Source organism: Pseudomonas sp. Root562, from assembly GCF_001427125.1.
Taxonomy (GTDB): Bacteria; Pseudomonadota; Gammaproteobacteria; order Pseudomonadales; family Pseudomonadaceae; genus Aquipseudomonas.
Genome location: NZ_LMGK01000026.1, coordinates 99,587 through 124,749 on the forward strand (window position 1 = coordinate 99,587; position 25,163 = coordinate 124,749).

The 25,163-nt window shown below is 60.3% G+C and carries 23 protein-coding genes; 3 read left to right on the top strand and 20 right to left on the bottom strand.

The genetic code is table 11. The features are described from left to right. Positions 1-88: 88 nt before the first annotated feature. The 16 genes from hemN to ccoN (ASD60_RS27350) form a co-directional block, all read right to left on the bottom strand. Positions 89-1,471: an oxygen-independent coproporphyrinogen III oxidase gene (gene hemN, locus ASD60_RS27275; protein WP_056857097.1), complete on the bottom strand. Its 1,383-nt coding sequence runs from the start codon at positions 1,469-1,471 to the stop codon at positions 89-91. Positions 1,472-1,669: 198 nt separating this feature from the next. Then, positions 1,670-2,353 carry a sulfite exporter TauE/SafE family protein gene (locus ASD60_RS27280; RefSeq protein ID WP_056856993.1) on the bottom strand — a complete coding sequence of 228 codons (684 nt, stop codon included), beginning with the start codon at positions 2,351-2,353 and terminating at the stop codon, positions 1,670-1,672. After that, a complete protein-coding gene (gene ccoS, locus ASD60_RS27285) occupies positions 2,346-2,564 on the bottom strand; it encodes a cbb3-type cytochrome oxidase assembly protein CcoS (protein WP_047531427.1) in 219 nt (72 codons plus the stop codon). Before ccoS ends, ASD60_RS27280 begins: the two co-directional genes overlap by 8 nt. Positions 2,565-2,586: 22 nt before the next feature. Continuing rightward, positions 2,587-5,037 (bottom strand): heavy metal translocating P-type ATPase, encoded by a 2,451-nt coding sequence (locus ASD60_RS27290; protein ID WP_056856994.1) that lies wholly within the window; start codon positions 5,035-5,037, stop codon positions 2,587-2,589. 174 nt (positions 5,038-5,211) lie between these two features. Further along, positions 5,212-5,751, bottom strand: coding sequence for a FixH family protein (locus ASD60_RS27295; RefSeq protein ID WP_056856995.1), 540 nt, complete (start codon positions 5,749-5,751; stop codon positions 5,212-5,214). A gap of 11 nt (positions 5,752-5,762) precedes the next feature. Next, positions 5,763-7,178: a cytochrome c oxidase accessory protein CcoG gene (gene ccoG / locus ASD60_RS27300; protein WP_056856996.1), complete on the bottom strand. Its 1,416-nt coding sequence runs from the start codon at positions 7,176-7,178 to the stop codon at positions 5,763-5,765. A 205-nt stretch (positions 7,179-7,383) separates the two neighbouring features. After that, entirely contained in the window at positions 7,384-7,794 is a 411-nt protein-coding gene (locus ASD60_RS27305; RefSeq protein ID WP_056856997.1) for a type II toxin-antitoxin system VapC family toxin, read from the bottom strand. Then, positions 7,794-8,048, bottom strand: a complete 255-nt coding sequence (locus tag ASD60_RS27310; protein ID WP_056857098.1) for a type II toxin-antitoxin system Phd/YefM family antitoxin — start codon at positions 8,046-8,048, stop codon at positions 7,794-7,796. Before ASD60_RS27310 ends, ASD60_RS27305 begins: the two co-directional genes overlap by 1 nt. A 146-nt stretch (positions 8,049-8,194) precedes the next feature. Then, positions 8,195-9,178 (bottom strand): cytochrome-c oxidase, cbb3-type subunit III, encoded by a 984-nt coding sequence (gene ccoP / locus ASD60_RS27315; protein WP_056856998.1) that lies wholly within the window; start codon positions 9,176-9,178, stop codon positions 8,195-8,197. Then, positions 9,175-9,360, bottom strand: coding sequence for a CcoQ/FixQ family Cbb3-type cytochrome c oxidase assembly chaperone (locus ASD60_RS27320; protein WP_003175465.1), 186 nt, complete (start codon positions 9,358-9,360; stop codon positions 9,175-9,177). Before ASD60_RS27320 ends, ccoP (ASD60_RS27315) begins: the two co-directional genes overlap by 4 nt. Before the next feature lie 5 nt (positions 9,361-9,365). After that, positions 9,366-9,974 carry a cytochrome-c oxidase, cbb3-type subunit II gene (ccoO, locus tag ASD60_RS27325; RefSeq protein WP_007905434.1) on the bottom strand — a complete coding sequence of 203 codons (609 nt, stop codon included), beginning with the start codon at positions 9,972-9,974 and terminating at the stop codon, positions 9,366-9,368. Then, on the bottom strand, positions 9,974-11,416 hold the full coding sequence (ccoN, locus tag ASD60_RS27330) for a cytochrome-c oxidase, cbb3-type subunit I (protein ID WP_056856999.1): 1,443 nt from the start codon (positions 11,414-11,416) through the stop codon (positions 9,974-9,976). The genes ccoO (ASD60_RS27325) and ccoN (ASD60_RS27330) overlap by 1 nt, the downstream gene beginning before the upstream one ends. A gap of 490 nt (positions 11,417-11,906) precedes the next feature. Beyond that, entirely contained in the window at positions 11,907-12,863 is a 957-nt protein-coding gene (gene ccoP, locus ASD60_RS27335; protein WP_056857000.1) for a cytochrome-c oxidase, cbb3-type subunit III, read from the bottom strand. Continuing rightward, on the bottom strand, positions 12,860-13,057 hold the full coding sequence (locus ASD60_RS27340) for a cbb3-type cytochrome oxidase subunit 3 (protein ID WP_056857001.1): 198 nt from the start codon (positions 13,055-13,057) through the stop codon (positions 12,860-12,862). The genes ccoP (ASD60_RS27335) and ASD60_RS27340 overlap by 4 nt, the downstream gene beginning before the upstream one ends. A 3-nt stretch (positions 13,058-13,060) precedes the next feature. Beyond that, complete coding sequence (ccoO, locus tag ASD60_RS27345) at positions 13,061-13,669, bottom strand: cytochrome-c oxidase, cbb3-type subunit II (protein WP_056857002.1); 609 nt, start codon at positions 13,667-13,669, stop codon at positions 13,061-13,063. 10 nt (positions 13,670-13,679) lie between these two features. Next, entirely contained in the window at positions 13,680-15,104 is a 1,425-nt protein-coding gene (gene ccoN / locus ASD60_RS27350; RefSeq protein WP_056857003.1) for a cytochrome-c oxidase, cbb3-type subunit I, read from the bottom strand. An 84-nt stretch (positions 15,105-15,188) separates the two neighbouring features. Between ccoN (ASD60_RS27350) and ASD60_RS27355 the strand changes: the two genes are divergently transcribed. Further along, on the top strand, positions 15,189-15,866 hold the full coding sequence (locus ASD60_RS27355; RefSeq protein ID WP_056857004.1) for an alpha/beta fold hydrolase: 678 nt from the start codon (positions 15,189-15,191) through the stop codon (positions 15,864-15,866). A gap of 696 nt (positions 15,867-16,562) precedes the next feature. On the opposite strand, the gene ASD60_RS27360 is transcribed toward ASD60_RS27355, so the two are convergent. From ASD60_RS27360 to acnA, 3 genes are all read right to left on the bottom strand, one after another. Beyond that, a complete protein-coding gene (locus ASD60_RS27360; RefSeq protein WP_056857099.1) occupies positions 16,563-18,128 on the bottom strand; it encodes a methyl-accepting chemotaxis protein in 1,566 nt (521 codons plus the stop codon). A 105-nt stretch (positions 18,129-18,233) separates the two neighbouring features. After that, complete coding sequence (locus tag ASD60_RS27365; RefSeq protein ID WP_056857005.1) at positions 18,234-19,025, bottom strand: CPBP family intramembrane glutamic endopeptidase; 792 nt, start codon at positions 19,023-19,025, stop codon at positions 18,234-18,236. A 197-nt stretch (positions 19,026-19,222) separates the two neighbouring features. Then, positions 19,223-21,964, bottom strand: a complete 2,742-nt coding sequence (acnA, locus tag ASD60_RS27370) for an aconitate hydratase AcnA (protein WP_056857006.1) — start codon at positions 21,962-21,964, stop codon at positions 19,223-19,225. A 222-nt stretch (positions 21,965-22,186) separates the two neighbouring features. Between acnA and rlmM the strand changes: the two genes are divergently transcribed. Both rlmM and tusA read left to right on the top strand, forming a co-directional pair. After that, positions 22,187-23,260 carry a 23S rRNA (cytidine(2498)-2'-O)-methyltransferase RlmM gene (gene rlmM / locus ASD60_RS27375; protein ID WP_056857007.1) on the top strand — a complete coding sequence of 358 codons (1,074 nt, stop codon included), beginning with the start codon at positions 22,187-22,189 and terminating at the stop codon, positions 23,258-23,260. 210 nt (positions 23,261-23,470) lie between these two features. Next, complete coding sequence (gene tusA, locus ASD60_RS27380) at positions 23,471-23,722, top strand: sulfurtransferase TusA (RefSeq protein WP_056857100.1); 252 nt, start codon at positions 23,471-23,473, stop codon at positions 23,720-23,722. Positions 23,723-23,766: 44 nt separating this feature from the next. Here the strand turns inward: tusA and ASD60_RS27385 are convergent, their stop codons facing one another. Beyond that, positions 23,767-25,116, bottom strand: a complete 1,350-nt coding sequence (locus tag ASD60_RS27385; RefSeq protein ID WP_156386309.1) for an MATE family efflux transporter — start codon at positions 25,114-25,116, stop codon at positions 23,767-23,769. Positions 25,117-25,163: the final 47 nt, after the last annotated feature.

Here is a 25,163-nt window from a genome sequence, read left to right on the forward strand (position 1 = left end):
TCAATCCTTGTGGGAAAACACACATAAGACGTAAGGGTAACTCACCCAAGGACATTGAGGCCAGTACGTGGCGGTTATGTCGCAGCGATTAGATCACTCTGGAAAACCGTTGGCGGCTGTGTTGTTCCAGGTAGGCATCGAACACCATGCACACCGAGCGAACCAGCAAGCGCCCGGCTGGCAACACGGTAATTGCGTCGCTGTCGAACGCGATCAGGCCGTCTTGGGCCATGCGCTGCAACTGCGGCCACAGTTCGCCGAAATAGCCCTGAAAATCGATATTGAAGGCCTGTTCGATCTGGGCAAACTCCAGGCTGAAGTTACAGATCAATTGTTGTATCACTGCACGGCGCAAGCGGTCGTCGGCGTTGCACAACAGGCCGCGGCTGGTGGCCAGTTGCGAAGAGGCCAGGGCGTTCTGGTATTGATTCAGGTCGCTACTGTTCTGGCAGTACAAGTCGCCGATCTGGCTGATCGCTGAGACGCCGAGACCGATCAAATCGCAATGGCCGTGGGTGGTGTAGCCCTGGAAATTGCGTTGCAGGGTCGATTCTTCCTGGGCGATCGCCAGTTCATCGTCGGGCAGTGCAAAGTGGTCCATGCCGATGTAACGGTAACCGGCGGCGGTCAATTGCTCGATGGTGCGCTGGAGCATTTCCAGTTTCTTGGCTGGCGTCGGCAGTTCATTACCGTTGATTCGCCGTTGCGGCATGAACCGTTCCGGCAGGTGCGCGTAGTTGAATACCGAGAGCCGGTCCGGTTGCAGGCTGATGACTTCCTCGACGGTGCGGGCGAAGTTTTCCGGTGTCTGCTTCGGCAAACCATAGATCAGGTCGATGTTGATCGAGCGAAACTGCAGGGTCCGGGCGGCGTCGATCACCGCGCGGGTTTCCTCCAGGCTTTGCAGGCGATTGACGGCGCGCTGCACGGCGGGGTCGAGATCTTGCAGGCCGATGCTGACCCGATTGAAGCCCAGCTCGCGCAACAACCCCATGGTCGACCAATCTGCCTCGCGGGGATCGATTTCGATGCCGTAGTCGCCGGTATCATCGTCGAGCAGATTGAAGTGTTTGCGCAGGTGCGCCATCAATTGACGCAGCTCGTCATGGCTGAGAAAGGTTGGCGTGCCGCCACCGAAGTGCAGTTGCTCGACTTTTTGCGCCGGGTCGAGGTGGCAGGCGATCAGTTGGATTTCCTGCTCCAGGCGCTGCAAGTAGGGCAGTGCCCGGCCACGATCCTTGGTGATGACCTTGTTGCAGGCGCAGTAGTAGCAAATGTTCGCGCAGAACGGTACGTGCACATACAGCGACAACGGGCGCAGCGCCTTGCGGCTGTCGCGCAGGGCGTGGAACAGGTCGAAAGTGCCGATCTTGCTGTGGAATTGCACGGCAGTCGGATAGGAGGTATAGCGCGGTCCCGCCAGGTCATAACGGCGGATCAGATCGGTGTCCCAACGAATGGCGTCGAGCATCATGCGGGCATTCCCCCGGATAGTCTGGCAGTGCCGGCCAGTCTAGGGGCGGTGGTGTTGATGCATCTTGATTTGCATCAAGGATATCCGGGCTCCGATCGTTTTTGTGGCGAGGGAGCTTGCTCCCGCTGGACTGCGCAGCGGTCCCATTTTTTGGGCCGCTTCGCGCCCCAGCGGGAGCAAGCTCCCTCGCCACAATCAGTGCCCCATGAGCCAATGCTGGTGCGGTCCCGGCAAGGTCCAGATACCAAACAGCATGACCAGCAGCCCACCGGCCATGCGTATGCTGCGCTTGCGCAACAACGCGGTCACCCGTTCAGCCGCCAGCCCGGTGGCCAGCAGCACCGGCCACGTTCCCAGCCCGAATGCCAGCATCAATAAGGCACTGTCCAGGGCATTGCCCTGACTGGCCGACCACAGCAAGGTGCTGTAAACCAGGCCGCACGGCAGCCAGCCCCAGAGCGCGCCCAGCAGCAGCGCACGGGGAAGGCTCGACACCGGCAGCAGTGTGTTGGCAATCGGCTGGATATGCCGCCAGAGGCCACGACCGAGACTTTCAATGCGCGTCAGGCCGCTCCACCAGCCCGCCAGGTACAAACCCATCGCAATCAGCAACAACCCGGCAAGGAGTCGCAGGAACATTGCCGCCGGGCTGTTGGCCACGGCCCAGCCGGCCAGGCCGATCAACAGTCCTGCGGTGGCGTAGCTGAGGATTCGTCCAAGGTTGTAGGCCAGCAGCAGGCGAAAGCGACGACTGCGTTGTTCCTTGGGAATCGCCAGGGTCAGCGCGCCCATCAGGCCGCCGCACATGCCCAGGCAATGGCCACCACCGAGCAGACCGAGAATCAGAGCAGACACCAACAGTGGCGCCAATTCAAGCATGGGGCGGAGCCTTGTCGTCGGGTTTGGCCGGATGGCCGCTGGCCTCGTCGACCGCAGCGGTGTGATTCGGGTCCTGGTCATCGAACAGGATGCTGTGGGCCGGGCCGTCGAGGTCGTCGTACTGACCGCTGTCGACCGCCCAGAAGAAAATGTACACAGCGATGGCCACGATCAGCAGTGCGGCCGGGATCATCACGTAGAGAGCTGGCATCTGGACTCCATGCCCGCGCGGCTCAGGCCGGCAGCGGGCGGGTTTCTGGCGTGGCGTCGGCACCTTGTACACCCGGCAGGCGAGTGAGGCGCAGCGCATTGAGCACCACGGTCAACGAACTGATCGACATGCCGACGGCAGCCCACACTGGCGTAATCCAGCCGAGGGCGGCGAACGGCAACATGAGGCCATTGTACAACCCGGCCCACAACAGGTTCTCGATGATTACCCGTCGGGTGCGCCGTGCCAGGCTGAAGGCTTGCACCAAGGCATCGAGGCGATTGGACAGCAGCACCGCATCGGCGCTGGTTTTTGCCAGGTCAGTGGCCGAACCCATGGCGACGCTGATGTCCGCCGCCGCCAGCACGGGTACATCGTTGACGCCATCGCCGAGCATCAGCACTTTGCGGCCGTCCCTGTGCAATTGTTGCAGGACTTGCAGTTTGTCGTCCGGACGCAAGCCGCCTCGGGCTTCATCGATGCCGAGTTCGGCAGCCACGCTGGCAACCATCGGCGAGCTGTCGCCGGACAACAGCAAGGTGCGCCAGCCACGGGCCTTGCATGCCGTCAGCAGGGCAGCGGCATCGGCGCGCAGCCGGTCGTCGAGGACAAACCAGGCCAACGGCCCGTGACGGTTACCGAGCAACAACCATTGGCCGGCTTCGTCGGGCATCACTGGCACGCCAACGCCGCTGAGTTCGCAGACAAAACCGGGGTGGCCGATCCGCAATCGTTGATCGCCGACCACGCCTTCCAGGCCAAGCCCCGGCGTGCTGTGGACTTCTTCAGCGGCCAACGGTGCGCGGCCAAACGCACGGGCGATCGGGTGTTCAGAGCGGTTTTCCAGTGCGGCGGCGAGCGCCAGGCACTGGTCGCTGTCGAGGTCGCCGAGCGGGCGAATCGAACGCAGAGTCAGACGTCCTTCGGTGAGGGTGCCGGTCTTGTCGAATATCACCGTATCGATCTGGTTCAAGCCTTCCAGAACGTGACCACGGGTCAGCAGCAAGCCGAGTTTGTGCAAGGTGCCGGTCGCTGCGGTAAGGGCGGTCGGCGTGGCCAGGGACAACGCGCAAGGGCAGGTCGCGACCAGCATCGCCAGCACGATCCAGAACGCCCGCGACGAATCCAGTTCCCACCACAGCAGGCCGATGGCCGCTGCCGCGATCAGCGACAGCAACAGGAACCATTGCGCGGCGCGGTCGGCAATTTCCGCCAGGCGCGGTTTTTCCGCTTGCGCCCGATCAAGCAAACGCACGATGGCAGAGAGCCGGGTGTCCTGGCCGAGCGCCTGGACTTCGACGGTCAGTGCGCCTTCAACGTTAAGGGTGCCAGCGGTGACTGCATCGCCCGGGGTGCGGGCCTGCGGCAGGTATTCTCCGGTCAACAGCGACTCATCGACACTCGACTGGCCGTCGAGGATCCTGCCATCGGCGGGCAGCACAGCGCCTGGATGCACCAGCACCTGATCGCCCACTTGCAGTTCACTCAACAGGATCCGTTCGCTCTGGCCGTCAGCGCTTAGCCGCAAACACGAAGCGGGCAGCAAATTGACCAGTTGTGCAGTGGCGGCGGCCGTGCGTTCGCGGGCGCGTCGTTCAAGATAGCGCCCGGCCAGCAGGAACAGCGCGAACATGCCGACCGCATCGAAATACAGCTCTCCGACGCCGGTGATCGAGGTCCAGATCCCGGCGATGTAGGCGCTGCCAATTGCCAGCGACACTGAAACGTCCATGGTCAGGTGACGGGTGCGCAGGTCACGCATGGCGCCCTTGAAGAATGGCGCGCAGCTGTAGAACACGATGGGGGTGGTGAGGAACAGCGCGACCCAGCGCAGGATGGTGTGCAGTTCGGGGCTGAGGTCGATGTTGAATTCAGGCCAGGTGGCCATGGTTGCCATCATCGCCTGGAACCACAGCAGCCCGGCGACGCCAAGTTGGCGCAAAGCCAGGCGATTTTCACTGGCCAGTTGTTCGCTGGCGCGGTCGGCCTGATAAGGGTGGGCGACGTAACCGATGTAGCGCAGTTGGCTGAGTATTTTGCTCAGCGGCAGTTGAGCGTCGGCCCAGCGCACGTGCAGCCGATGGTTCGACAGATTCAAACGGGCTTCATCCACGCCGGGCAATGTGCGCAGGTGTTTCTCGATCAGCCAGCCGCAGGCCGCGCAGCTGATGCCTTCCATCAGCAGTGTGGTTTCGGCGAGTTCGCCTTGGTGGCGCACGAACGGTTGCTGCACATCGGCGCGGTCATACAACGCCAGTTCGTCCACCAACTGCACCGGCAAGGCTTCGGGGTTGGCCGAGGCTTCGCTGCGATGCTGGTAATAGCTTTCCAATCCGCCGGCGACGATGGCTTCGGCCACCGCCTGGCAACCCGGGCAGCAGAACTCGCGTGGCTCCCCGAGCACGATGGCGGTGAAGCGGCTGCCGGGCGGGACGGGCAGGGCGCAGTGGTAGCAGGGAAGTGGAGTGGTCATGTGTGTTGCCATGAAAACCATTGTGGCGAGGGAGCTTGCTCCCGCTCGGCTGCGTAGCAGTCGCAAATCGGCGAACTCGCTGAGACTGAAAGGACCGGTCTGCAGGTTTTGGGCGCGCTTCGCGCCCCAGCGGGAGCAAGCTCCCTCGCCACATTTGATCGCATTCGCAGGTTATTACTTCTTCAGGTCTTCCGCGCCCTGCAGGGGCTCGTCCCCGAGCAGCAGGTCCTTGTCATGGCTGACCAGTTCTTCTTCGAACATGCGCCAGATATGGTCGTCTTGGCTGCCCAGCAATTCGACAAAGCGGCGACCATCGATCTTGTCGCTCAACTGGCCGATGTAACGGCCCTGTTCGGTTTCGCTGCGGGTGAGGGTGATTTTGCGGTCTTTTTCCGGCTGGGTCGGCGAGATCAGGTTCAGCTCCAGGGTCTTGGGCTGGCTGTTGCCGCTCAGGCGCAGGTCGACTTCGCCGGTCACGTCATCCAGATGCACGCTGGCGCGCATCAACAGGGTTTGCGCCAATAATTCGCGATCCAGAGAGCGGTTGATGCCTTTGCCGGCTTCGTAATAGTTGTCGTTGACCAGGTTGTCCGGGTTGTTCACCGCAATGGTCACCATGGACAAGGTCAAGGCCACCGAGCAGGCCAGGATCCCGATGATGATCCATGGCCAGAGGTGCTTGTACCAGGGACTTGCGGCGTTTGCTGCGGACATGATCACTTCTCTCAACGAATTTGTGGGCCGATGAATCGGCTCTTGGCTTCAACGTGGATGCTGGCGTCATCGGCATCCTTGAGGATGAATTTCACCTCATTGGTGCTCGATGGCAGGTGTTCCGGCGCCACGGACAACTCGGCCGGCTGGCTGATGATGTCACCGGCCGCAACTTTGATCTCGCGTCGGCCTTGCAGCTTGAGATCCGGCAGGCCGGTGGCTTCAAGCACATACGTGTGGTCGCGCTGATCCTTGTTCATGATTTTCAGGCTGTAGACGTTTTCGATCCGGCCCTCGGCGTTCTCGCGGTACAGAACCCGGTCCTTGCTGACGTCGAAGCCCACCAGCGAGCGCATGAAGAACGCGGTCACCAGCAAGCTGATCATCGCCAGCAACACCACGGCATAGCCGATCAGGCGCGGACGCAGTTTATGGGTTTTCTGCCCGGACAGGTTGTGTTCGGTGGTGTAGCTGATCAAGCCGCGCGGGTATTCCATTTTGTCCATGATGGCGTCGCAGGCATCGATGCAGGCGGCACAACCGATGCATTCGATTTGCAGGCCGTCGCGGATGTCGATGCCGGTCGGGCAGACCTGAACGCACATGGTGCAGTCGATGCAATCACCCAGGCCCTGAGCCTTGTAATCGATCCCTTTCTTGCGCGGGCCACGGCTTTCGCCACGGCGCGGGTCGTAGGAAACGATCAGCGTGTCCTTGTCGAACATCACGCTCTGGAAACGCGCGTACGGACACATGTAAATGCACACTTGCTCACGCAGCCAACCGGCATTGCCGTAGGTGGCAAGGGTGAAGAAGGCTACCCAGAAATACGACCAGCCATCGGCCTCGCCGGTGAAGAAATCGATCACCAGTTCGCGGATCGGCGAGAAGTAGCCGACGAAGGTCATGCCAGTGACAAAGCCGATGAGCAGCCACAGGGTGTGCTTGCTGAATTTGCGCAGGAATTTGTTGGCGCCCATCGGCGCCTTGTCGAGCTTGATGCGCTGGTTACGGTCACCCTCGGTGACCTTTTCACACCACATGAAGATCCACGTCCACACACTTTGCGGACAGGTATAACCACACCAGACCCGGCCGGCATACACCGTGATAAAGAACAGGCCGAACGCGGCAATGATCAACATGCCAGACAGCAGGATGAAATCCTGAGGCCAGAAGGTCGCGCCGAAAATGAAGAATTTGCGTTCGGGCAGGTTCCACCAGACAGCCTGATGGCCACCCCAATTGAGCCAGACCGTACCGAAATACAACAGGAACAAAACGGCACCGCCGGCCATGCGCAGATTGCGGAACAGTCCGGTGAAGGCGCGGGTGTAGATCTTTTCTCGAGAGGCGTAGAGATCGACGCTGTTGTTCGCGTTCTTCGCGGGTGGAGTGACGTCGTGTACCGGAATCTGGTTGCTCATCATTGCATCCCACGGCAGTGGACAAATGCCTCGGTCAGTACGTGCCGACCGCGGTCAAAAAGAGGTGTTGCAGTGGCGCAATGATACGCCTGTCGCTCTAGCCCAAGGGTGCGACCTTTGGTCACGTTGGGAGAAATTAATCGATGGTGTAATGACTTGAATCAATTGACTTGTGAATTATGGACGGATTTGCGGCCGTTGGCGCTCAATCGGCCCATGGGTTTATCAACTGCACGCCACTGAACTGAAAATCACCGACATTGCGGGTAACCACGGTCAAACCATGAATCAGCGCAGTCGCTGCAATCAACGAGTCTGCTTCGTTTGCGCGATCCGGAACGTCCAAACTGGCACATCGAAGGGCCACGGCAGCATCGATCGGCAGAATGCGGGCATCGAATGCCGGTAAGACATGACGCTTGAGCCAGGTGCGCAATATCTTTCCCTGAACGGCATCGCGACGCTCCATGCGGAGCACTCCGGTCTCCAGCTCCTTGAGGGTAATGGCTGAAATGAACATGCGTGAAGCGATAATGCCTTTGGCCCAGGCGACGACATTTGCGTCAGCCTGGGGTTTGCGAAGTTCGGAAATCACGTTGGTGTCGAGCAGGTACATCAAGACAAATCCACAGGGCGATGAGTGATCACGGCACGCTCGGTTTCGAACTCGATATCTGCCGCTTCAGGCATGACCAGGAGTTCGACGATGTCGGCGTTGATGCCAGTGAGTTTTTGGTAGTCCTCAATGCTTAGCAGCACATGCGCCGGTTTGCCTCTGTCAGTGATGAAAACCGGCCCCTGGCGGGTGGCTTTTTTGGCACCACTTGTGTCCTGGTTGAATTCGCGGCTGGAAATGGTGGTGATGGCCATCATGTATGACCCTCCTGAATAAACTAATGTAGAAACGTTACTACTATGCTGAGTGCCACGCAACCTTGATGTGGGAAACACGTTGGCGACTCAAAAAAAAGGCCCTGTCAGATGACAGGGCCTTTTCGTTGCATCAAGCGTTTCCCTTATTGGGCGTCCGCCGCTGGAGCCTTCTCTCCATGAGAGAGGCTATACACGTAAGCGGCCAGCAGATGAACCTTGTCGTTGCCTTGCATCGCGTCTTGCGCAGGCATCTGGCCCTGACGGCCGTAACGGATGGTCTGCTGCAATTGAGCGAAGCTCGAGCCGTAGATGAACGCGCCCGGGTGAGTCAGGTCAGGCGCGCCCATGGCCGGAGTGCCTTTGCCTTGCGGGCCGTGGCACGCCACGCAGTTGGCGGCGAACAGCTTCTGGCCGGCAACCGGGTCAGCCTTGGCGCCTTCCGGCAGCTTGCGGCCATCGAGGTTGGTCAGGACAAACGCCGCCACATCGGCAACGCCTTGCTCGCCAATCACTTCAGCCCACGCCGGCATGACTGCGTGACGGCCACCCATGATGGTGGTCTTGATCGTTTCCGGCTCGCCGCCCCAGCGCCAGTCGGCGTCGGTCAGGTTCGGGAAGCCGTAGGCGCCCTTGGCGTCGGAACCGTGGCAAACCGAGCAGTTGGAGGCAAACAGGCGGCCACCCATCTTCAGGGCTTGTGGGTCCTTGGCCACTTCTTCGATTGGCATGGAAGCGAACTTGGCGAAGATCGGGCCAAACTTGGCATCCGACTTGGCCATTTCCTTTTCCCACTCGTGAACGCCGGTCCAGCCGGTCTGGCCGTTGGCGAAAGCGGTCTGCTTCTCGTTGTCCAGGTAGTTGTAACCCGGCAGCAGGCCTTTCCAGTTGCCCAGGCCCGGGTACAGTACCAGGTAGCCGAGGGCGAAAATGATGGTGGCCACGAACAGCATGAACCACCATTTCGGCAACGGGTTGTCGTACTCCTCGATACCGTCGAAGGAGTGCCCAACCGTCTCTTCGGTGGACTCGGTGCGCTGGCCCTTGCGGGTCGACAGCAGCAGCCAGGTCAGGGAAAAGATCGTACCGAGACTGAGGACTGTGACGTACAGACTCCAGAATGTAGTCATTCTTTGTTACTCCTAGAAGCTTGCTCGACGTGCTTGATGGCTTCGGGATCATCCGCAAAAGGCAGCAAGGTCGCGTCTTCAAACTCTGACTTGCGCTTGGGGCTGAATACCCACAACGCCAGACCGATGAAGGCCACCATCACAACGACGGTGCCCAGGCCACGAATCATCCCGATATCCATTTAGATCACCGTTTGCTTTTGATGATGGTGCCCAGGCCTTGCAGATAGGCCACCAGCGCGTCCATTTCGGTTTTGCCCTTCACAGCATCCTTGGCGCCGGCGATGTCTTCGTCGGTGTAAGGGACGCCGAGCGTGCGCAAGACTTCCATTTTCTTGGCGGTGTCTTTGCCGTCGAGCTTGTTTTCCACGAGGAACGGGTAGGCCGGCATTTTCGATTCCGGCACCACGTTGCGCGGGTTGTACAGGTGCGCACGCTGCCAGTCATCGGAGTAACGGCCGCCGACGCGGGCCAGGTCCGGACCGGTACGCTTGGAACCCCACAGGAACGGGTGGTCCCAAACGCTTTCACCGGCGACCGAGTAGTGGCCGTAGCGTTCGGTTTCAGCACGGAACGGGCGGATCATCTGCGAGTGGCAGCCGACACAACCGTTGGCGATGTAAACGTCCCGGCCTTCCAGTTCAAGGGCAGTGCGGGGCTTCATGCCCTCGACCGGCTTGTTGGTGACATCCTGGAAAAACAGCGGAACGATCTGGGTCAGGCCGCCGACACTGACGGCGATAACCATGAAGAAGGCCAGCAGGCCAATATTCTTCTCGACTGCTTCATGCTTCATCAGTGAGCTCCAACTACAGCAATCTGTTCGGCGGCTTCAGCTTCAGCCGGATTCGAGGCGCGTACGGTACGGAATACGTTGTAGGCCATGAACAGCATGCCGGTGGCGAAGAACGCACCGCCCAATGCGCGAACGATGAAGCCAGGGTGGCTGGCTTGCAGCGCTTCGACGAACGAATAGGTGAGGGTGCCGTCATCGTTGATTGCACGCCACATCAGGCCCTGGGTGATGCCGTTGACCCACATCGAAGCGATGTACAGAACGGTACCGATGGTGGCGAGCCAGAAGTGCGTGTTGATCAGGCCGGTGCTGTGCATCTGCGCACGACCGAACAGTTTCGGGATCATGTGGTAGATCGCGCCGATCGAGATCATCGCAACCCAACCCAAAGCGCCGGCATGTACGTGGCCGATGGTCCAGTCGGTGTAGTGCGACAGCGAGTTCACGGTCTTGATCGCCATCATCGGACCTTCGAAGGTCGACATGCCGTAGAACGCCAGGGAAACGACCAGGAAACGCAGGATCGGATCGGTGCGCAGCTTATGCCAGGCGCCCGACAGGGTCATCATGCCGTTGATCATGCCGCCCCAGCTCGGAGCCAGCAGGATGATCGACATCGCCATGCCCAGGGACTGCGCCCAGTCCGGCAGGGCGGTGTAGTGCAGGTGGTGCGGACCGGCCCAGATGTACAGGGTGATCAGCGCCCAGAAGTGCACGATGGACAAACGATAGGAGTAGATCGGACGTTCGGCCTGTTTTGGCACGAAGTAGTACATCATCCCCAGGAAACCGGTGGTCAGGAAGAAGCCCACGGCGTTGTGGCCGTACCACCACTGGATCATCGCGTCGGTCGCACCCGAGTAGGCCGAGTACGACTTGAACAGGCTGACCGGCAGCGACATGTGGTTGACGATGTGCAGCATCGCGGTCACGACGATGAACGCGCCGTAGAACCAGTTACCCACATAGATGTGCTTGGTCTTGCGCTTGACGATGGTGCCGAAGAACACCAGGCCGTAGGTGACCCAGACAATGGCCAGCAGAATAGCCAGGGGCCATTCCAGTTCCGCGTATTCCTTGGTGGTGGTCAAACCCATCGGCAAGGTAATGATCGCGCCGACAATCACCGCTTGCCATCCCCAGAAGGTGAAGGCTGCGAGGCTGTCGGAAATCAGTCGCGTTTGGCAGGTTCGCTGCACGACGTAATAGGAAGTGGCAAACAGTGCACATCCACCGAAGGCGAAAATCACCAGGTTGGTGTGCAACGGGCGCAGGCGTCCAAAGCTCGTCCAGGCCAGACCGAAGTTCAACTCCGGCCAAACCAGTTGCGAGGCGATGAAGACACCGAGCCCCATGCCAAGGATCCCCCAGACCACCGTCATGATGGCGAACTGGCGGACTACCTTATAGTTATAAGCAGTCGGACTGATTGCTGTGCTCATTCTAAGGTTCCACGGTTTGGGTGTTTTATTAGGATTAAAAATCGGCCGCAAGTATGTAGAAAGCAGGGGGTCATTGCAACGCGCCATGACCTGGGTCAATGCTTTCAAATGCTGATTCTGCGGCCTTTCCATGCGCCGCGTAAGGACAAAATTGCCCATGGGCAAAATGTCTCGGCGGACTCGAGAGGCGAGGGGGGCAGGTCGGATGTTACGAGGTGTGTTCAAACACAGCGTTGAGTGATCGCAGGCAATTGGCGCGACAGCCGGTAACTACCAGCCTTTGCGGCCTGTCAGTCAGCCGATTCGTAGAACACATCGTTTAAGGGTCGACCTGGAGCTGGCACCGGCCAGTCCGCATCGGGAGAGCTTAGACCCGAATCCGGGGATCCGAAAGGAAGACTGGAGGGGGGTGCGACAAAAAGAAGCAGCTACAAGCCGCAAGCTACAAGCTCCAGGTTAGAGCCCGTGCCTGCGGTTTTTGCTTATGCCTTCACTTGCCGCCTGTAGCTTGAAGCTTGCCGCTCAACTGCTTGTCACCTCTGGAAAGGCTGTACACGTAAGCCGCGAGCAGTTGCACTTTATCGTTGCCGAGCAGTTCATTTTGCGCTGGCATGTGGCCCTGGCGGCCATGCCGAATCGTTTGTTCAAGCTGGGTCAGGCTGGTGCCGTAGATGAAACCGGTCGGGTGTGTCAGGTTCGGCGCTCCCATGGCTTCGGTGCCTTGCCCGTTTGCTCCGTGACAGGCTACGCACGTGGTGTTGAACGCCTGCTGTCCGGCCTGCAGGTCTGCCTTGGTGTCGGCGGGCAATGGCAGGCTGGCCAGTTCATGACGAACGTACGCAGCGACGTTTTTCACGCCATCCTCACCCAATATTTCCCCCCAGGCCGGCATGGCCGCCATGCGACCGCCCATGATGGTGGTCTTGATGGTGTCGGCGTTGCCGCCCCAGCGCCAATCACTGTCCGCCAGATTGGGGAAGCCGAACGCGCCCTTGGCATCCGAGCCATGGCACACCGAGCAATTGGAGGCAAACAAGCGTCCGCCCATTTTCAGCGCTTGCGGATCGTTGGCCACTTCTTCCACTGGCATCGCGGCGAATTTGGCGAAGATCGGCGCGAACTTCGCGTCCGCCTTGTCCATCTCCTTTTCCCATTCGTGCACGCCGGTCCAGCCGTTTTCGTAACCGGGCAGGATGCCTTTCCAGTTGCCCAGACCCGGATAAAGGATCAGGTAGCCGACGGCAAACACCAGCGTGCCGGCGAACAGCATGAACCACCATTGCGGCAACGGATTGTCGTACTCCTCGATGCCGTCGAAGCTGTGGCCCATGGTCTGGTCGACGCTGCCTTTGGTTTCGCCCTTGCGGGTGCCGATCAGCAACCAGGTCAGGCCGATCAGGCTGCCGATGGTCAGTACGCAGATCCACGTACTCCAGAAAGTGGTCATGGCCGGGTACTCCTTGTTTCGATTTCGTCGGTGATGTCGGGTTGCGGTTCGTCGGCGAACGGCAGCAGGCGCGCCTCGGCGAATTCCGTTTTGCGCTTGCTGCTGAATACCCAAAGGGTCAGGCCGAGGAAGGCTACGAAGACCACGACCGTGCCCAGTCCGCGGATCATTCCAGTACTCAATTCAACGACCATGGCTCACCTCTTGCTCTTGATCGCAGTGCCGAGCACTTGCAGGTAGGCGACCAGCGCATCCATTTCACTCTTGCCTTTGAGCGAGGCAACGGCGCCGCTGATGTCCTCGTCGGTGTACGGCACACCCAGGGTGCGCATGGTCTTGAGCTTGGTTTCGGTGTGGTTGCTGTCGAGTTGATTGGCCACCAGCCACGGGTAGGCGGGCATTTTCGATTCCGGCACCACGTTGCGCGGGTTGTACAAGTGCGCGCGGTGCCAGTCATCCGAGTAACGCGCGCCGACCCGCGCCAGATCCGGACCGGTACGTTTCGAGCCCCAGAGGAACGGGTGGTCCCAAACGCTTTCACCGGCCACTGAATAGTGGCCGTAGCGTTCGGTTTCGGCGCGGAACGGGCGGATCATTTGCGAGTGGCAGCCGACGCAGCCTTCGCGGATGTAGATGTCGCGACCTTCCAGTTGCAGCGCGGTGTAGGGCTTCATGCCTTCCACCGGTTTATTGGTCACGTCCTGGAAGAACAGCGGGACGATCTGGGTCAGGCCACCGATGCTCACGGCGAGCACCATCAACAGCATCAGCAGGCCGACGTTTTTCTCGATTGTTTCGTGTTTCATGGTGGACTCCTCAAGCCATCTGCGCGGCAGCGGCGACGTCGGCAGGCTGCGAAGCCCGTACGGTGCGCCAGGTGTTGTAAGCCATCAGGAACATGCCGCTGAGGAAAATCGCGCCACCCACCAGTCGTACGACAAAGCCTGGATGGCTGGCCGCCAGGGTCTCGACGAAGGAGTAAGTCAGCGTGCCGTCCTCGTTGACCGCGCGCCACATCAGGCCTTGGGCGATGCCGTTGACCCACATCGAGGCGATGTACAAAACGGTGCCGATAGTGGCGAGCCAGAAGTGCGCGTTGATCAGGCCGATGCTGTGCATTTGCTCGCGGCCGAAGACTTTCGGGATCATGTGGTACAGCGCGCCGATGGAAATCATCGCCACCCAGCCGAGCGCGCCGGCGTGTACGTGGCCAATGGTCCAGTCGGTGTAGTGGGAGAGGGCGTTGACGGTCTTGATCGCCATCATCGGCCCTTCGAAGGTCGACATGCCGTAGAACGCCAGGGACACCACGAGGAAACGCAGGATCGGGTCGCTGCGCAACTTATGCCAGGCGCCCGACAACGTCATCATGCCGTTGATCATCCCGCCCCAGCTCGGTGCCAGCAGCACCAGCGACATCACCATGCCCAACGACTGCGCCCAGTCCGGCAGCGCGGTGTAATGCAGGTGATGCGGGCCGGCCCAGATGTACAGGGTGATCAGCGCCCAGAAGTGCACGATCGACAGGCGATAGGAATACACCGGGCGCTCGGCCTGTTTGGGCACGAAGTAATACATCATGCCGAGGAACCCGGCGGTGAGGAAAAAGCCTACGGCGTTGTGTCCGTACCACCATTGCACCATCGCGTCGGTAGCACCGGCGTACACCGAGTAGGACTTGGTGAAGCTCACCGGCAACTCAAGGTTGTTGACGATGTGCAAAATCGCCACGGTGATGATGAACCCGCCGAAGAACCAGTTGCCGACGTAGATATGTTTGGTCTTGCGCTTCATCACGGTGCCGAAGAACACAATTGCGTAGGCGACCCAGACGATGGTGATGAGGATGTCGATCGGCCATTCCAGCTCGGCGTATTCCTTGGAGCTGGTGTAACCCAACGGCAAGCTGATGGCTGCCAACAGGATCACCAGTTGCCAGCCCCAGAAACAGAACGCGGCGATTTTCGGCGCAAACAGCTGGGTCTGGCAGGTGCGTTGCACCGAATAGAACGAACTGGCGAACAGGGCGCAGCCGCCGAAAGCGAAGATCACTGCGTTAGTGTGCAGCGGGCGCAGGCGGCCGAAACTGGTCCAGGGTAAATCGAAGTTGAGTTCGGGCCAGACCAATTGGGCGGCGAGAAAAACCCCGAGCCCCATGCCGACGATGCCCCACACCACCGTCATAATGGCGAATTGGCGGACCACCTTGTAGTTGTAGGCGGTACTGATAGAAGTGTTCATGGTTCCCCATCCACGGTTCAGCCGAAGTGAGCGCGCAGCGCACCCTTCGGCCGGAGTTATAGGCAGACTAAAAGCGAGGCAAGCATGACCAAAGGGCACAAGGCCGGTATTGACGGGGATCAATGGGCGCAATGTGTGCGCGATCATGGATGGCTGTGGGATGTCGCTTCAGGCACCTCTTCGGCGACCTTGATTCTCGCCCACGGCGCCGGTGCGCCGATGGACAGCGACTGGATGACCGACATGGCTGCACGGCTCGCGGCGCAAGGCGTCAATGTGCTGCGTTTCGAGTTTCCGTACATGGCGCAGCGGCGTATCGATGGCGGTAAGCGTCCACCCAACCCGGCGCCGAAATTGCTGGAATGCTGGCGCGAGGTCTATGCCGAAGTGCGACGCCATGTCACCGGGACTCTGGCCATTGGTGGCAAGTCGATGGGCGGGCGTATGGCCAGTTTGCTGGCTGACGAGTTGGCTGCCGATGCACTGGTATGCCTGGGTTATCCGTTCTACGCGGTGGGTAAACCGGAGAAACCGCGGGTCGAGCATTTGGCGGCGCTGAAAACGCGGACGTTGATCGTGCAGGGAGAGCGGGATGCGTTGGGTAACCGTGAAGCCGTCGAAGGGTATGCCTTGTCACCCAGTATCGAAGTGTTCTGGCTGGTGGCGGGGGATCACGATCTGAAGCCGTTGAAAGCTTCGGGGTTTACCCATGAGCAGCATTTGTCGGCTGCGGCGGGGCGGGTGGCTGCGTTTCTTCAGTAAACGGTAGGTTGCCTATATAGCCTCTTTGCGCGCGCGGCTATTGCTACAGGTCGTCCAGTTCGGGAAAGACAATCTTTGGATGATCGTTCCCACGCTCCGCGTGGGAATGCCTCTTGTGACGCTCTGCGTCACGCTTTGGAACGCAGAGCGTCCCGGGCTGCATTCCCACGCAGAGCGGGGGAACGATCAGTGCACACCCATCAGCGGTTGAACCGCTCCACCAACGAGTATTGCGTGTTGGCGGTTTTGGATGATCGTTCCCACGCTCCGCGTGGGAACGCCTCTTGTGACGCTCTGCGTCACGCTTTGGAACGCAGAGCGTCCCGGCTGCATTCCCACGCAGAGCGTGGGAACGATCAANGGTTGAACCGCTCCACCAACGAGTATTGCGTGTTGGCGGTTTTGGATGATCGTTCCCACGCTCCGCGTGGGAACGCCTCTTGTGACGCTCTGCGTCACGCTTTGGAACGCAGAGCGTCCCGGCTGCATTCCCACGCAGAGCGGGGGAACGATCAATGCACACCCATCAGCGATTGAACCGCTCCACCAACGAGTATTGCGTGTTGGCGGTTTTGGATGATCGTTCCCACGCTCCGCGTGGGAACGCCTCTTGTGACGCTCTGCGTCAGGCTTTGGAACGCAGAGCGTCCCGGCTGCATTCCCACGCAGAGCGGGGGAACGATCAATGCACACCCTTCAGCGATTGAACCGCTCCACCAACGAGTATTGCGTATTCGCGGTTTTGGTCAGCTCTTCACTCAACAACGCCGAGTTCTGAGCCTGTTCCGAGGTCTGGTCTGCCAGGTCAGAGATGTTGCTGATGTTGCGGCTGATTTCTTCGGCCACGGCACTTTGCTCTTCCGTGGCGGCAGCGATCTGAGTGGTCATGTCGGTGATGTTGGCCACCGCTTCGCTGATCCCCACCAGTGCCTGATCGGCTTCCAGCACCCGCGCCACGCCTTCTTCGGCCTGGCGATGCCCGGCTTCCATGGTCTGTACGGCAGTGCCTGCGGTTTGCTGCAGCTTGGCGATCAGCGCATGAATCTGCCCGGTGGATTCGCTGGTACGTTGCGCCAACTGACGCACTTCGTCGGCGACCACTGCAAAACCACGACCCATCTCGCCGGCCCGCGCCGCTTCGATGGCGGCGTTCAGCGCCAGCAGGTTGGTCTGGTCGGCGATCCCTTTGATCACGTCGACCACGCCACCGATTTCGTCGCTGTCCTTGGCCAGTTGGGTCACGGTCAGGCCGGTTTCCCCAACCACCACCGACAGGCGCTGAATGGCTTCGCGGGTTTCCCCGGCGATGTCGCGCCCGCGCCCGGTCAGGCGATTGGCTTCCTGGGTGGCATCGGCGGTGCGCTGCACATGGCTGGCGACTTCCTGGGTGGTTGCGGCCATTTGATTGACGGCGGTGGCGACTTGCTCGGTTTCGACGCGCTGACGTTCCAGGCCGGTGGAGCTGCTGTGGGCCAGGGCGTCGGACTGCCTGGCCTGATCGGTCAGGTGTTCGGCCGTATCCTGCAGGCGAGTCAGGCAGGTTTTCAAGCGTGCTTCCTGGCTGAGGATCGACATCTCAAGGCGCGCCTGGGCGCCGCGGCTGTCGGTGTACATCTGCGCGATCAACGGGTCGGACGTGGTCTGCTCGGCCAGGCGCAACAAACGCTTGATGCCACGCTGCTGCCAGCTCAGGCCCATCAGGCCCAACGGCACCGAGAGCGCGGCGGCGAGGGCGAAACCCCACTGCGAGGTCAGGGTGGCACCAATCATGAAACTCAACTGGCTGACCAGAATGAACGGCAACCAGTCTTGTAGAACCGGCAACCATTTATCGCTGGAAGGAATCGCCGACTTGCCCTGGTTGATGCGTTGGTAGAGCGCTTCGGCGCGGCGGATCTGTTCGGCGGTGGGCTTGACCCGCACCGACTCGTAACCGATCACCTGATTGCCTTCGAAGATCGGTGTCACGTAGGCGTTGACCCAATAGTGATCACCGCTCTTGCAGCGATTCTTGACAATACCCATCCATGGCAAGCCTTGTTTCAGTGTCGCCCACATGTGCGAGAACACCGCGGCCGGGACGTCGGGGTGACGCACCAGGTTATGCGGCGCACGGATCAGTTCTTCACGAGAAAACCCGCTGATCTCGACGAAGTCGTCGTTGCAGTAGGTGATCATGCCTTTGGCATCGGTGGTGGAAATCAACCGTTGCTGGGCCGGGAAGGTCCGTTCGCGTTGTGTAATTGGCTGGTTGTTACGCATGGCTTTTTTAATCCGCAAGGCTTTCAAGTGCTGTATCGGCATCGCCAGCGAATGGTTGAGCTTATTTTTCAATTATCAGCGGTCCGTTGCAAAATGACCCTTGCGTCAGCCGGCGAGCATCGGATAGGTGAACAAGCCGAAATGCAGGGCATTCAGGCCAAAATGCGTGGCGAGGGCGGCGGCCAGTCCGCCGAAGCGGTAGGCCAGGCCGTAGCCGATTCCGGCCAGGCTCGCCAACAGTACCCATTGCCATCCGGCTCCCGCATGCGCCAAGCCAAACACCAGCGAGGCGAGCAACAGGGCGAGGTTTTCCCCCTGAGCCAGGTTCTTGAAATATCGGCTCAAGCCGCCCTGGATATAGCCGCGGAACAGCGCTTCCTCGACCAGCGTCACCAGCAGAAGATTGTTGAGCAGCCATAGCCAGGCAGCGTCTGGCCATTTCGGCGCCCAGGCAATGACGCCCAGCAACAGTGCGCCGCCCAGTGCAAGCACGGCACTCAGGGCCAGCGCGACTGGCGTGGCATACAGGAATAGCCGCAGTGAACGCCGACCGACAATCCACGGACAGACCAGCAATAGCCAGAAACCGATCAGGGGTTTATCCAGATTCAGGTACATGGAAAACCGCACGGCATCGTCGGTGAAACGCTGCGGGTCGATCACCCGACCGTTATGGAAGCCCGGCAACCAGTGCATCGCCAATGCCAGCGCCAGGAAGATGAACAGACCGTGGCCGAGATAGCGGCCGAACGGCAGCTTCGTTTGACGAACGGCGAAACCGGCGATCAGTAACAAGCCGACGGAAATCCCGACAAGCCAGCCGAGACGGCCATAGGCCAGGGCCATGCCATAGCCGAGGGAGAGCAGGGCCAGAAAAGTCCATGGCAGGGCGAACATTGAAAATCCTTTTATCTGAAATTTAAGGGGGCCTGAACCCGCCCCCTGTGGAAGCGAGCCTGCTCACGTAGCGGAGTGTCGTTCAAGATCAGCGGCAAATGGTACACCGTCATCGCGAGCAGGCTCGCTAGCCCATTGATTTTAATGACCCAAACAGAAACACCGCCATCAAGGCGGTGTTGCTGTCAGCGCAGGGGCTACGACGCAATCAACTGCCGCAACACGTAATGCAGAATTCCTCCCGACTTGAAGTACTCCACTTCATTAAGCGTATCGATCCGGCACAGTACCTCGATCCTTTCACTGGTGCCGTTTTCACGGTTGATCACCAGGGTCAGGTTCATTCTCGGCGTCAGCTCAACATTGCTCAGGCCGAGAATATCCAGGGTTTCAGTGCCTCGCAGATTCAGGCTCTTGCGGTTTTGATCGAGCTTGAACTGCAGCGGCAACACCCCCATGCCCACCAGATTGGAGCGGTGAATCCGCTCGAAACTCTCGGCGATGACCGCTTTGACCCCCAGCAGATTGGTGCCCTTGGCCGCCCAGTCACGGCTCGAGCCGGTGCCATATTCTTGCCCTGCGATTACCACCAGCGGCGTCCCCGCGGCTTGATAACGCATGGCCGCATCGTAGATCGCCAACTTCTCTGCGGTGGGGATGTAGAGGGTGTTGCCACCTTCTTCACCACCCAGCATTTCATTGCGAATACGGATGTTGGCGAAGGTGCCGCGCATCATCACTTCATGATTGCCGCGGCGCGAACCGTAGGAGTTGAAGTCCCGTGGCTCCACGCCTTTTTCCCGCAGGTAGCGGCCCGCCGGGCTGTCAGCCTTGATGTTGCCGGCCGGGGAAATGTGGTCGGTGGTCACCGAGTCGCCGAGCAGCGCAAGCACGCGCGCGCCGTTGACGTCCTTCACCACTGGCGGCGGTCCGCCGATGTCATCGAAGAACGGCGGGTGCTGGATATAAGTCGAATCGTCCTGCCAGACGTAGGTCGCCGCTTGCGGCACTTCAATGGCTTGCCACTGTTCATCGCCAGCAAAGACTTCGGCGTACTCCTTGTGGAACATGGCGGTGTTGACCTGCTCCACCGCGTCGGCGATTTCCTGTGTACTTGGCCAAATGTCCCGCAGATAAACCAGATTGCCGCTCTGGTCTTCGCCCAAGGGTTCGCGGCTGAGGTCGATGCGCACGGTGCCGGCCAGTGCATAAGCGACCACCAGTGGCGGCGAGGCCAGCCAGTTGGTTTTCACCAGCGGATGGACCCGGCCTTCGAAGTTACGGTTGCCCGACAGCACCGAGGCTACGGTCAGGTCGGCTTTCTGGATGGCTTTTTCGATCGGTTCCGGCAACGGGCCAGAGTTGCCGATGCAAGTGGTGCAGCCATAGCCCACCAGAGCGAAACCCAGTTCATCGAGGTACTGCGTCAGGCCGGCAGCCTTGTAATAGTCGGTGACCACTTTCGAGCCGGGGGCAAGCGAGCTTTTCACCCAGGGCTTGCGGCGCAGGCCTTTTTCCACGGCTTTTTTCGCCACCAGACCGGCAGCCATCATCACGCTCGGGTTGGAGGTGTTGGTGCAGGAGGTGATCGCGGCAATCACCACCGCGCCGTTTTTCAGCCGCACCGTTTGCCCTTCAAAGTCGTAGTCCACTTCACCGGCCAGATCGGCGTTACCCACCGCCACACCGCCGCCGCCCTCGCTTTCCAGGCGACCTTCTTCCTTGCTGGTAGGTTTTATTTGCAGGCCGAGGAAGTCGCTGAACGCTTGCGCGACATTCGGCAGTGAAACCCGGTCTTGTGGGCGTTTTGGTCCGGCGAGGCTGGCTTCGACACTGGCCATGTCCAGCGCCAGGCTGTCGGTGAACACCGGTTCCTTGCCCGGCAGGCGCCACAACCCTTGCGCCTTGCTGTAGGCCTCGACCAGTTTTACGGTCTCAATCGGGCGCCCGGACAGGCGCAGGTATTCCAGCGTCACGTCGTCCACCGGGAAGAAGCCGCAAGTGGCGCCGTACTCCGGGGCCATGTTGGCAATGGTCGCGCGGTCGGCCAGCGGCAGGTCGGCGAGGCCGTCACCGTAGAACTCGACGAATTTCCCCACAACACCTTTCTTGCGCAGCATCTGGGTCACGGTCAGCACCAGGTCAGTGGCGGTGATGCCTTCCTTGAGTTTGCCGGTGAGTTTGAAGCCAATCACTTCCGGGATCAGCATCGACACCGGTTGCCCGAGCATCGCCGCTTCCGCTTCAATGCCGCCTACCCCCCAGCCGAGGACGCCGAGGCCGTTGATCATGGTGGTGTGGGAGTCGGTGCCCACCAGCGTATCCGGGAAGGCGTACGTGCGGCCGTCCTCGTCTTTGGTCCAGACGGTGCGTCCCAGGTATTCCAGGTTGACCTGGTGACAAATGCCGGTGCCCGGCGGCACCACGCTAAAGTTATCAAAGGCGCTTTGGCCCCAGCGCAGGAACGCGTAGCGCTCGCCGTTGCGTTGCATTTCGATATCGACGTTTTGTTCGAAAGCGCTGCTGGTGGCGAATTTGTCGACCATCACCGAATGGTCGATCACCAGGTCGACGGGGGAGAGCGGGTTGATCCGCTGCGGATCGCCACCGGCCTTGGCCATCGCCGCGCGCATGGCGGCCAGGTCGACCACCGCAGGTACACCGGTGAAGTCTTGCATCAGCACGCGCGCCGGGCGGTACTGGATTTCGCGGTCGGAACGGCGCTCCTTGAGCCAGGCGGCAATCGCCTTGAGATCGGCGCCGGTCACGGTTTTTTCATCTTCCCAGCGCAGCAGGTTTTCCAGCAGCACTTTCAACGACATGGGCAGCTTGTCCAGATCACCCAGGCTTTTGGCGGCATCGGGCAGGCTGAAATAGTGGTAGGTCTTGTCGTCGACTTGCAGGGTTTTCAAAGTCTTCAGGCTATCGAGGGACGGCATTACGATCACTCCTTTAAGTCCGCACGGCTGCAGACTGAGGGGACGGGCAGAGCATTAAACCTAGCCCTGTTTCAAGTAGCTGGCTAATAACTGGACTCTATGGACAGACCCCAGGTTCCGATCTCGGCTATCATGCGCCGGTTTTCGTGACAGGCTTTGCTGCAGAGCAAGCCTGGGCATCGCGCAGTGGTTGAATGTCTCGCCATCTGCCCAGGAGTAAGAATGAACACCCTATTCATGCATTGCCGGCCGGGCTTCGAAGGCGAAGTCTGTTCGGAGATTTCCGACCTTGCCGCACAACTGAACGTGGCCGGTTATGCCAAGGCCAAGGCTGCCAGCGCTTGCGCCGAATTTGTCTGTACCGAAGAAGACGGCGCCGAGCGCCTGATGCGTGGTCAGCGTTTTGAACGACTGATCTTCCCGCGCCAATGGGCGCGGGGTATTTTCATTGATCTGCCGGAAACCGACCGCATCAGCGTAATCCTCGCACACATGGCGGATTTTCCCGTGTGCGGCAGCCTTTGGCTGGAAATGGTCGATACCAACGATGGCAAGGAACTGTCGAACTTCTGCAAAAAGTTCGAAGTGCATTTGCGCAAAGCGCTGATGGCGGCTGGCAAACTGGTAGATGATGCCAATAAACCGCGCCTGCTACTGACGTTCAAGAGCGGGCGTGAAGTGTTCGTCGGCCTGGCCGAGTCGAATAATTCGGCGATGTGGCCGATGGGCATTCCGCGTCTGAAGTTCCCTCGCGAGGCGCCGAGCCGTTCGACCTTGAAGCTGGAGGAGGCCTGGCACCACTTTATCCCGCGTGATCAGTGGGACGAACGCTTGCACAGTGACATGACTGGCGTCGACCTCGGTGCCGCACCGGGTGGCTGGACCTGGCAACTGGTCAACCGCGGCATGCTGGTGACCGCGATCGACAACGGGCCGATGGCCGAAAGCCTGATGGACACCGGCCTGGTGCAGCACTTGATGGCCGACGGTTTCACCTTCAAGCCCAAGCAACCGGTGGACTGGATGGTCTGCGACATCGTCGAGAAACCGGCGCGCAACGCCGCGATGCTCGAGGAGTGGATCGGCGAGGGGCATTGCCGCGAAGCAGTGGTCAACCTCAAGCTGCCGATGAAACAGCGCTATGCCGAGGTGAAGCGCCTGCTGGAGCGGATTGCCGATGGCTTCAAGGCCCGGGGCATCAAGGTCGAGATCGGCTGCAAGCAGCTGTACCACGACCGTGAAGAAGTGACCTGTCATTTGCGTCGGATCGACGTGAAGAAACCCAAGTCCCGCTGAAACCCTGTGAATTGATCGTTCCCACGCTCCGCGTGGGAACGCATCCCGTGACGCTCTGCGTCACATCCGGAAGCGGAACGCAGAGCGTCCCCGGCGGCATTCCCACGCGGAGCGTGGGAACGATCAGGCAGGGGGGGGGGCGGCGTTCTGCCACAGATGACGTCAAGCTCGGCAATGCGCGACAATGCCGGCAAGTTTCAGGAGTTGATCATGAGTGAAATGCTTGATACGCCGGTTGACGGCACCCTCGACGCCACCGGCCTCAACTGTCCGGAACCGGTGATGATGCTGCACCAGCACATCCGTGACCTGGTCCCCGGCGGTTTGCTCAAGGTGATCGCCACCGATCCGTCGACTCGTCGCGATATTCCCAAGTTCTGCGTGTTTCTCGACCACGAACTGGTGGGCCAACATGAAGATGCAGGGACTTACCTGTACTGGATTCGCAAAAAGTCCGTTTGACGGACAAAAAAAAGACCTGCAAAAGCAGGTCTTTTTTTGGGTTATCAGCCCACCGAGCGGCTGATGCGAATGCGTTTGCGCGCACTGCGGGTCAGCCGTATCGACAGCATCAATGCCGCACAACTCAAACCGGCGATCAGGCCTTCCCACAGCCCGCTCGGGCCGCTGGCCGGGCCGAGCCAATCGGTCAGCCCCAGCACATACCCAACCGGCAGCCCGATGCCCCAATAGGCGAACAACGTCAGGATCATCGTCACCCGCGTGTCCTGGTAGCCACGCAGCGCTCCGGCGCAGATCACCTGAATGGCATCCGAGAACTGATACAGCGCGGCGTAGACGATCAGCATCGACGCAATCTGGATCACTGCCTTGTCGGGCGTGTAGATCGAAGCGATAGGTTCGCGCAGGCAGAGGATCAGTGTCGCCGAAAATGCAGCGAACACCAGCGCTGCACCGAGCCCGACTTTCGCCGCGAACCGCGCCTGCCACGGGTTGCCTGCGCCCAATGCCTGGCCGACCCGCACGGTTACTGCCATGCCCAGCGAGTAAGGAATCATGAACAGTAGCGAGCTGATGTTCAGGGCGATCTGGTGGCCGGCCACGACGGTGGAGCCGAGGCTACCGATCAACAGGGCGATGACCGCGAAGATGCTCGACTCGGCGAAGACTGCGATACCGATTGGCAGGCCAATGCCGACCAGGCGCTTGATCACCGCCCATTGCGGGCGATCGAAGCGCACCAATACGCGAGTACGCGCATAGAACGGCGCCCAGAAAGTCCAGCCGGCCATGCTCAGCGCCATGAACCACATCACGATGCCGCTGGCCCAGCCGCAACCGACGCCACCCAGGGCCGGGGCGCCGAAATGGCCGTAGATCAGCGCATAGTTCAGCGGGATATTCAGTAACAGGCCGCACAAGCCAATGACCATGCTCGGACGTGTCCGGCCCATGCCGTCGCTGTAGCAGCGCAGCACATAATAAAAGGCCATGCCCGGCAAGCCGAAAGCGATGCCATGCAGGTAACCCATGCTGGGTTCGATCAACTGTGCATCGACTTTCATCCAGTGCAGGATCGGCTCGGCCGCGAGCAACAGACCACTGCCGATCAACCCGACACACAGTGCGAGCCACAATGCCTGGCGTACCAGAGGACCAATCTGGTCAAACTGCCCGGCGCCAAAACGTTGCGCGACCTTGGGAGTGGTGGCCAGCAGAACGCCGGACATCAGCAGGTAGACCGGAATCCAGATCGAGTTGCCCAGCGCCACCGAGGCCAGATCCCGCGGGCTGACGCGGCCGGCCATCACCGCATCGACAAAGCCCATGGCGGTGGTGGCCAATTGCGCGACCATGATCGGCATAGCCAGGCTGAGCAAGCCTTTGAGCTCCATGCGTACGGGAGTCGTCCGCGCAGGAGCCGCGGCGACAGTGTTTTCAA

What these genes read in the sequence shown, in the direction of transcription:
- tusA (WP_056857100.1), top strand. Translation starts at nt 23,471, where the DNA reads ATGAGTGAAATGCTTGATACGCCGGTTGACGGCACCCTCGACGCCACC.
- ASD60_RS27280 (WP_056856993.1), bottom strand. Translation starts at nt 2,353, where the DNA reads ATGCTTGAATTGGCGCCACTGTTGGTGTCTGCTCTGATTCTCGGTCTG.
- ASD60_RS27305 (WP_056856997.1), bottom strand. Translation starts at nt 7,794, where the DNA reads ATGTACCTGCTCGACACCAACGTGATTTCCGAACTTCGCAAACCCCAG.
- ccoN (WP_056857003.1), bottom strand. Translation starts at nt 15,104, where the DNA reads ATGAACACTTCTATCAGTACCGCCTACAACTACAAGGTGGTCCGCCAA.
- ASD60_RS27310 (WP_056857098.1), bottom strand. Translation starts at nt 8,048, where the DNA reads ATGGCCATCACCACCATTTCCAGCCGCGAATTCAACCAGGACACAAGT.
- ccoP (WP_056856998.1), bottom strand. Translation starts at nt 9,178, where the DNA reads ATGACTACATTCTGGAGTCTGTACGTCACAGTCCTCAGTCTCGGTACG.
- ASD60_RS27320 (WP_003175465.1), bottom strand. Translation starts at nt 9,360, where the DNA reads ATGGATATCGGGATGATTCGTGGCCTGGGCACCGTCGTTGTGATGGTG.
- ASD60_RS27340 (WP_056857001.1), bottom strand. Translation starts at nt 13,057, where the DNA reads ATGGTCGTTGAATTGAGTACTGGAATGATCCGCGGACTGGGCACGGTC.
- ccoO (WP_007905434.1), bottom strand. Translation starts at nt 9,974, where the DNA reads ATGAAGCATGAAGCAGTCGAGAAGAATATTGGCCTGCTGGCCTTCTTC.
- ccoG (WP_056856996.1), bottom strand. Translation starts at nt 7,178, where the DNA reads ATGAGCAACCAGATTCCGGTACACGACGTCACTCCACCCGCGAAGAAC.
- ccoN (WP_056856999.1), bottom strand. Translation starts at nt 11,416, where the DNA reads ATGAGCACAGCAATCAGTCCGACTGCTTATAACTATAAGGTAGTCCGC.
- ccoO (WP_056857002.1), bottom strand. Translation starts at nt 13,669, where the DNA reads ATGAAACACGAAACAATCGAGAAAAACGTCGGCCTGCTGATGCTGTTG.
- acnA (WP_056857006.1), bottom strand. Translation starts at nt 21,964, where the DNA reads ATGCCGTCCCTCGATAGCCTGAAGACTTTGAAAACCCTGCAAGTCGAC.
- rlmM (WP_056857007.1), top strand. Translation starts at nt 22,187, where the DNA reads ATGAACACCCTATTCATGCATTGCCGGCCGGGCTTCGAAGGCGAAGTC.
- ASD60_RS27355 (WP_056857004.1), top strand. Translation starts at nt 15,189, where the DNA reads ATGACCAAAGGGCACAAGGCCGGTATTGACGGGGATCAATGGGCGCAA.
- ASD60_RS27360 (WP_056857099.1), bottom strand. Translation starts at nt 18,128, where the DNA reads ATGCGTAACAACCAGCCAATTACACAACGCGAACGGACCTTCCCGGCC.
- ASD60_RS27290 (WP_056856994.1), bottom strand. Translation starts at nt 5,037, where the DNA reads ATGACCACTCCACTTCCCTGCTACCACTGCGCCCTGCCCGTCCCGCCC.
- hemN (WP_056857097.1), bottom strand. Translation starts at nt 1,471, where the DNA reads ATGCTCGACGCCATTCGTTGGGACACCGATCTGATCCGCCGTTATGAC.
- ASD60_RS27385 (WP_156386309.1), bottom strand. Translation starts at nt 25,116, where the DNA reads ATGGAGCTCAAAGGCTTGCTCAGCCTGGCTATGCCGATCATGGTCGCG.
- ASD60_RS27295 (WP_056856995.1), bottom strand. Translation starts at nt 5,751, where the DNA reads ATGTCCGCAGCAAACGCCGCAAGTCCCTGGTACAAGCACCTCTGGCCA.
- ASD60_RS27365 (WP_056857005.1), bottom strand. Translation starts at nt 19,025, where the DNA reads ATGTTCGCCCTGCCATGGACTTTTCTGGCCCTGCTCTCCCTCGGCTAT.
- ccoS (WP_047531427.1), bottom strand. Translation starts at nt 2,564, where the DNA reads ATGCCAGCTCTCTACGTGATGATCCCGGCCGCACTGCTGATCGTGGCC.
- ccoP (WP_056857000.1), bottom strand. Translation starts at nt 12,863, where the DNA reads ATGACCACTTTCTGGAGTACGTGGATCTGCGTACTGACCATCGGCAGC.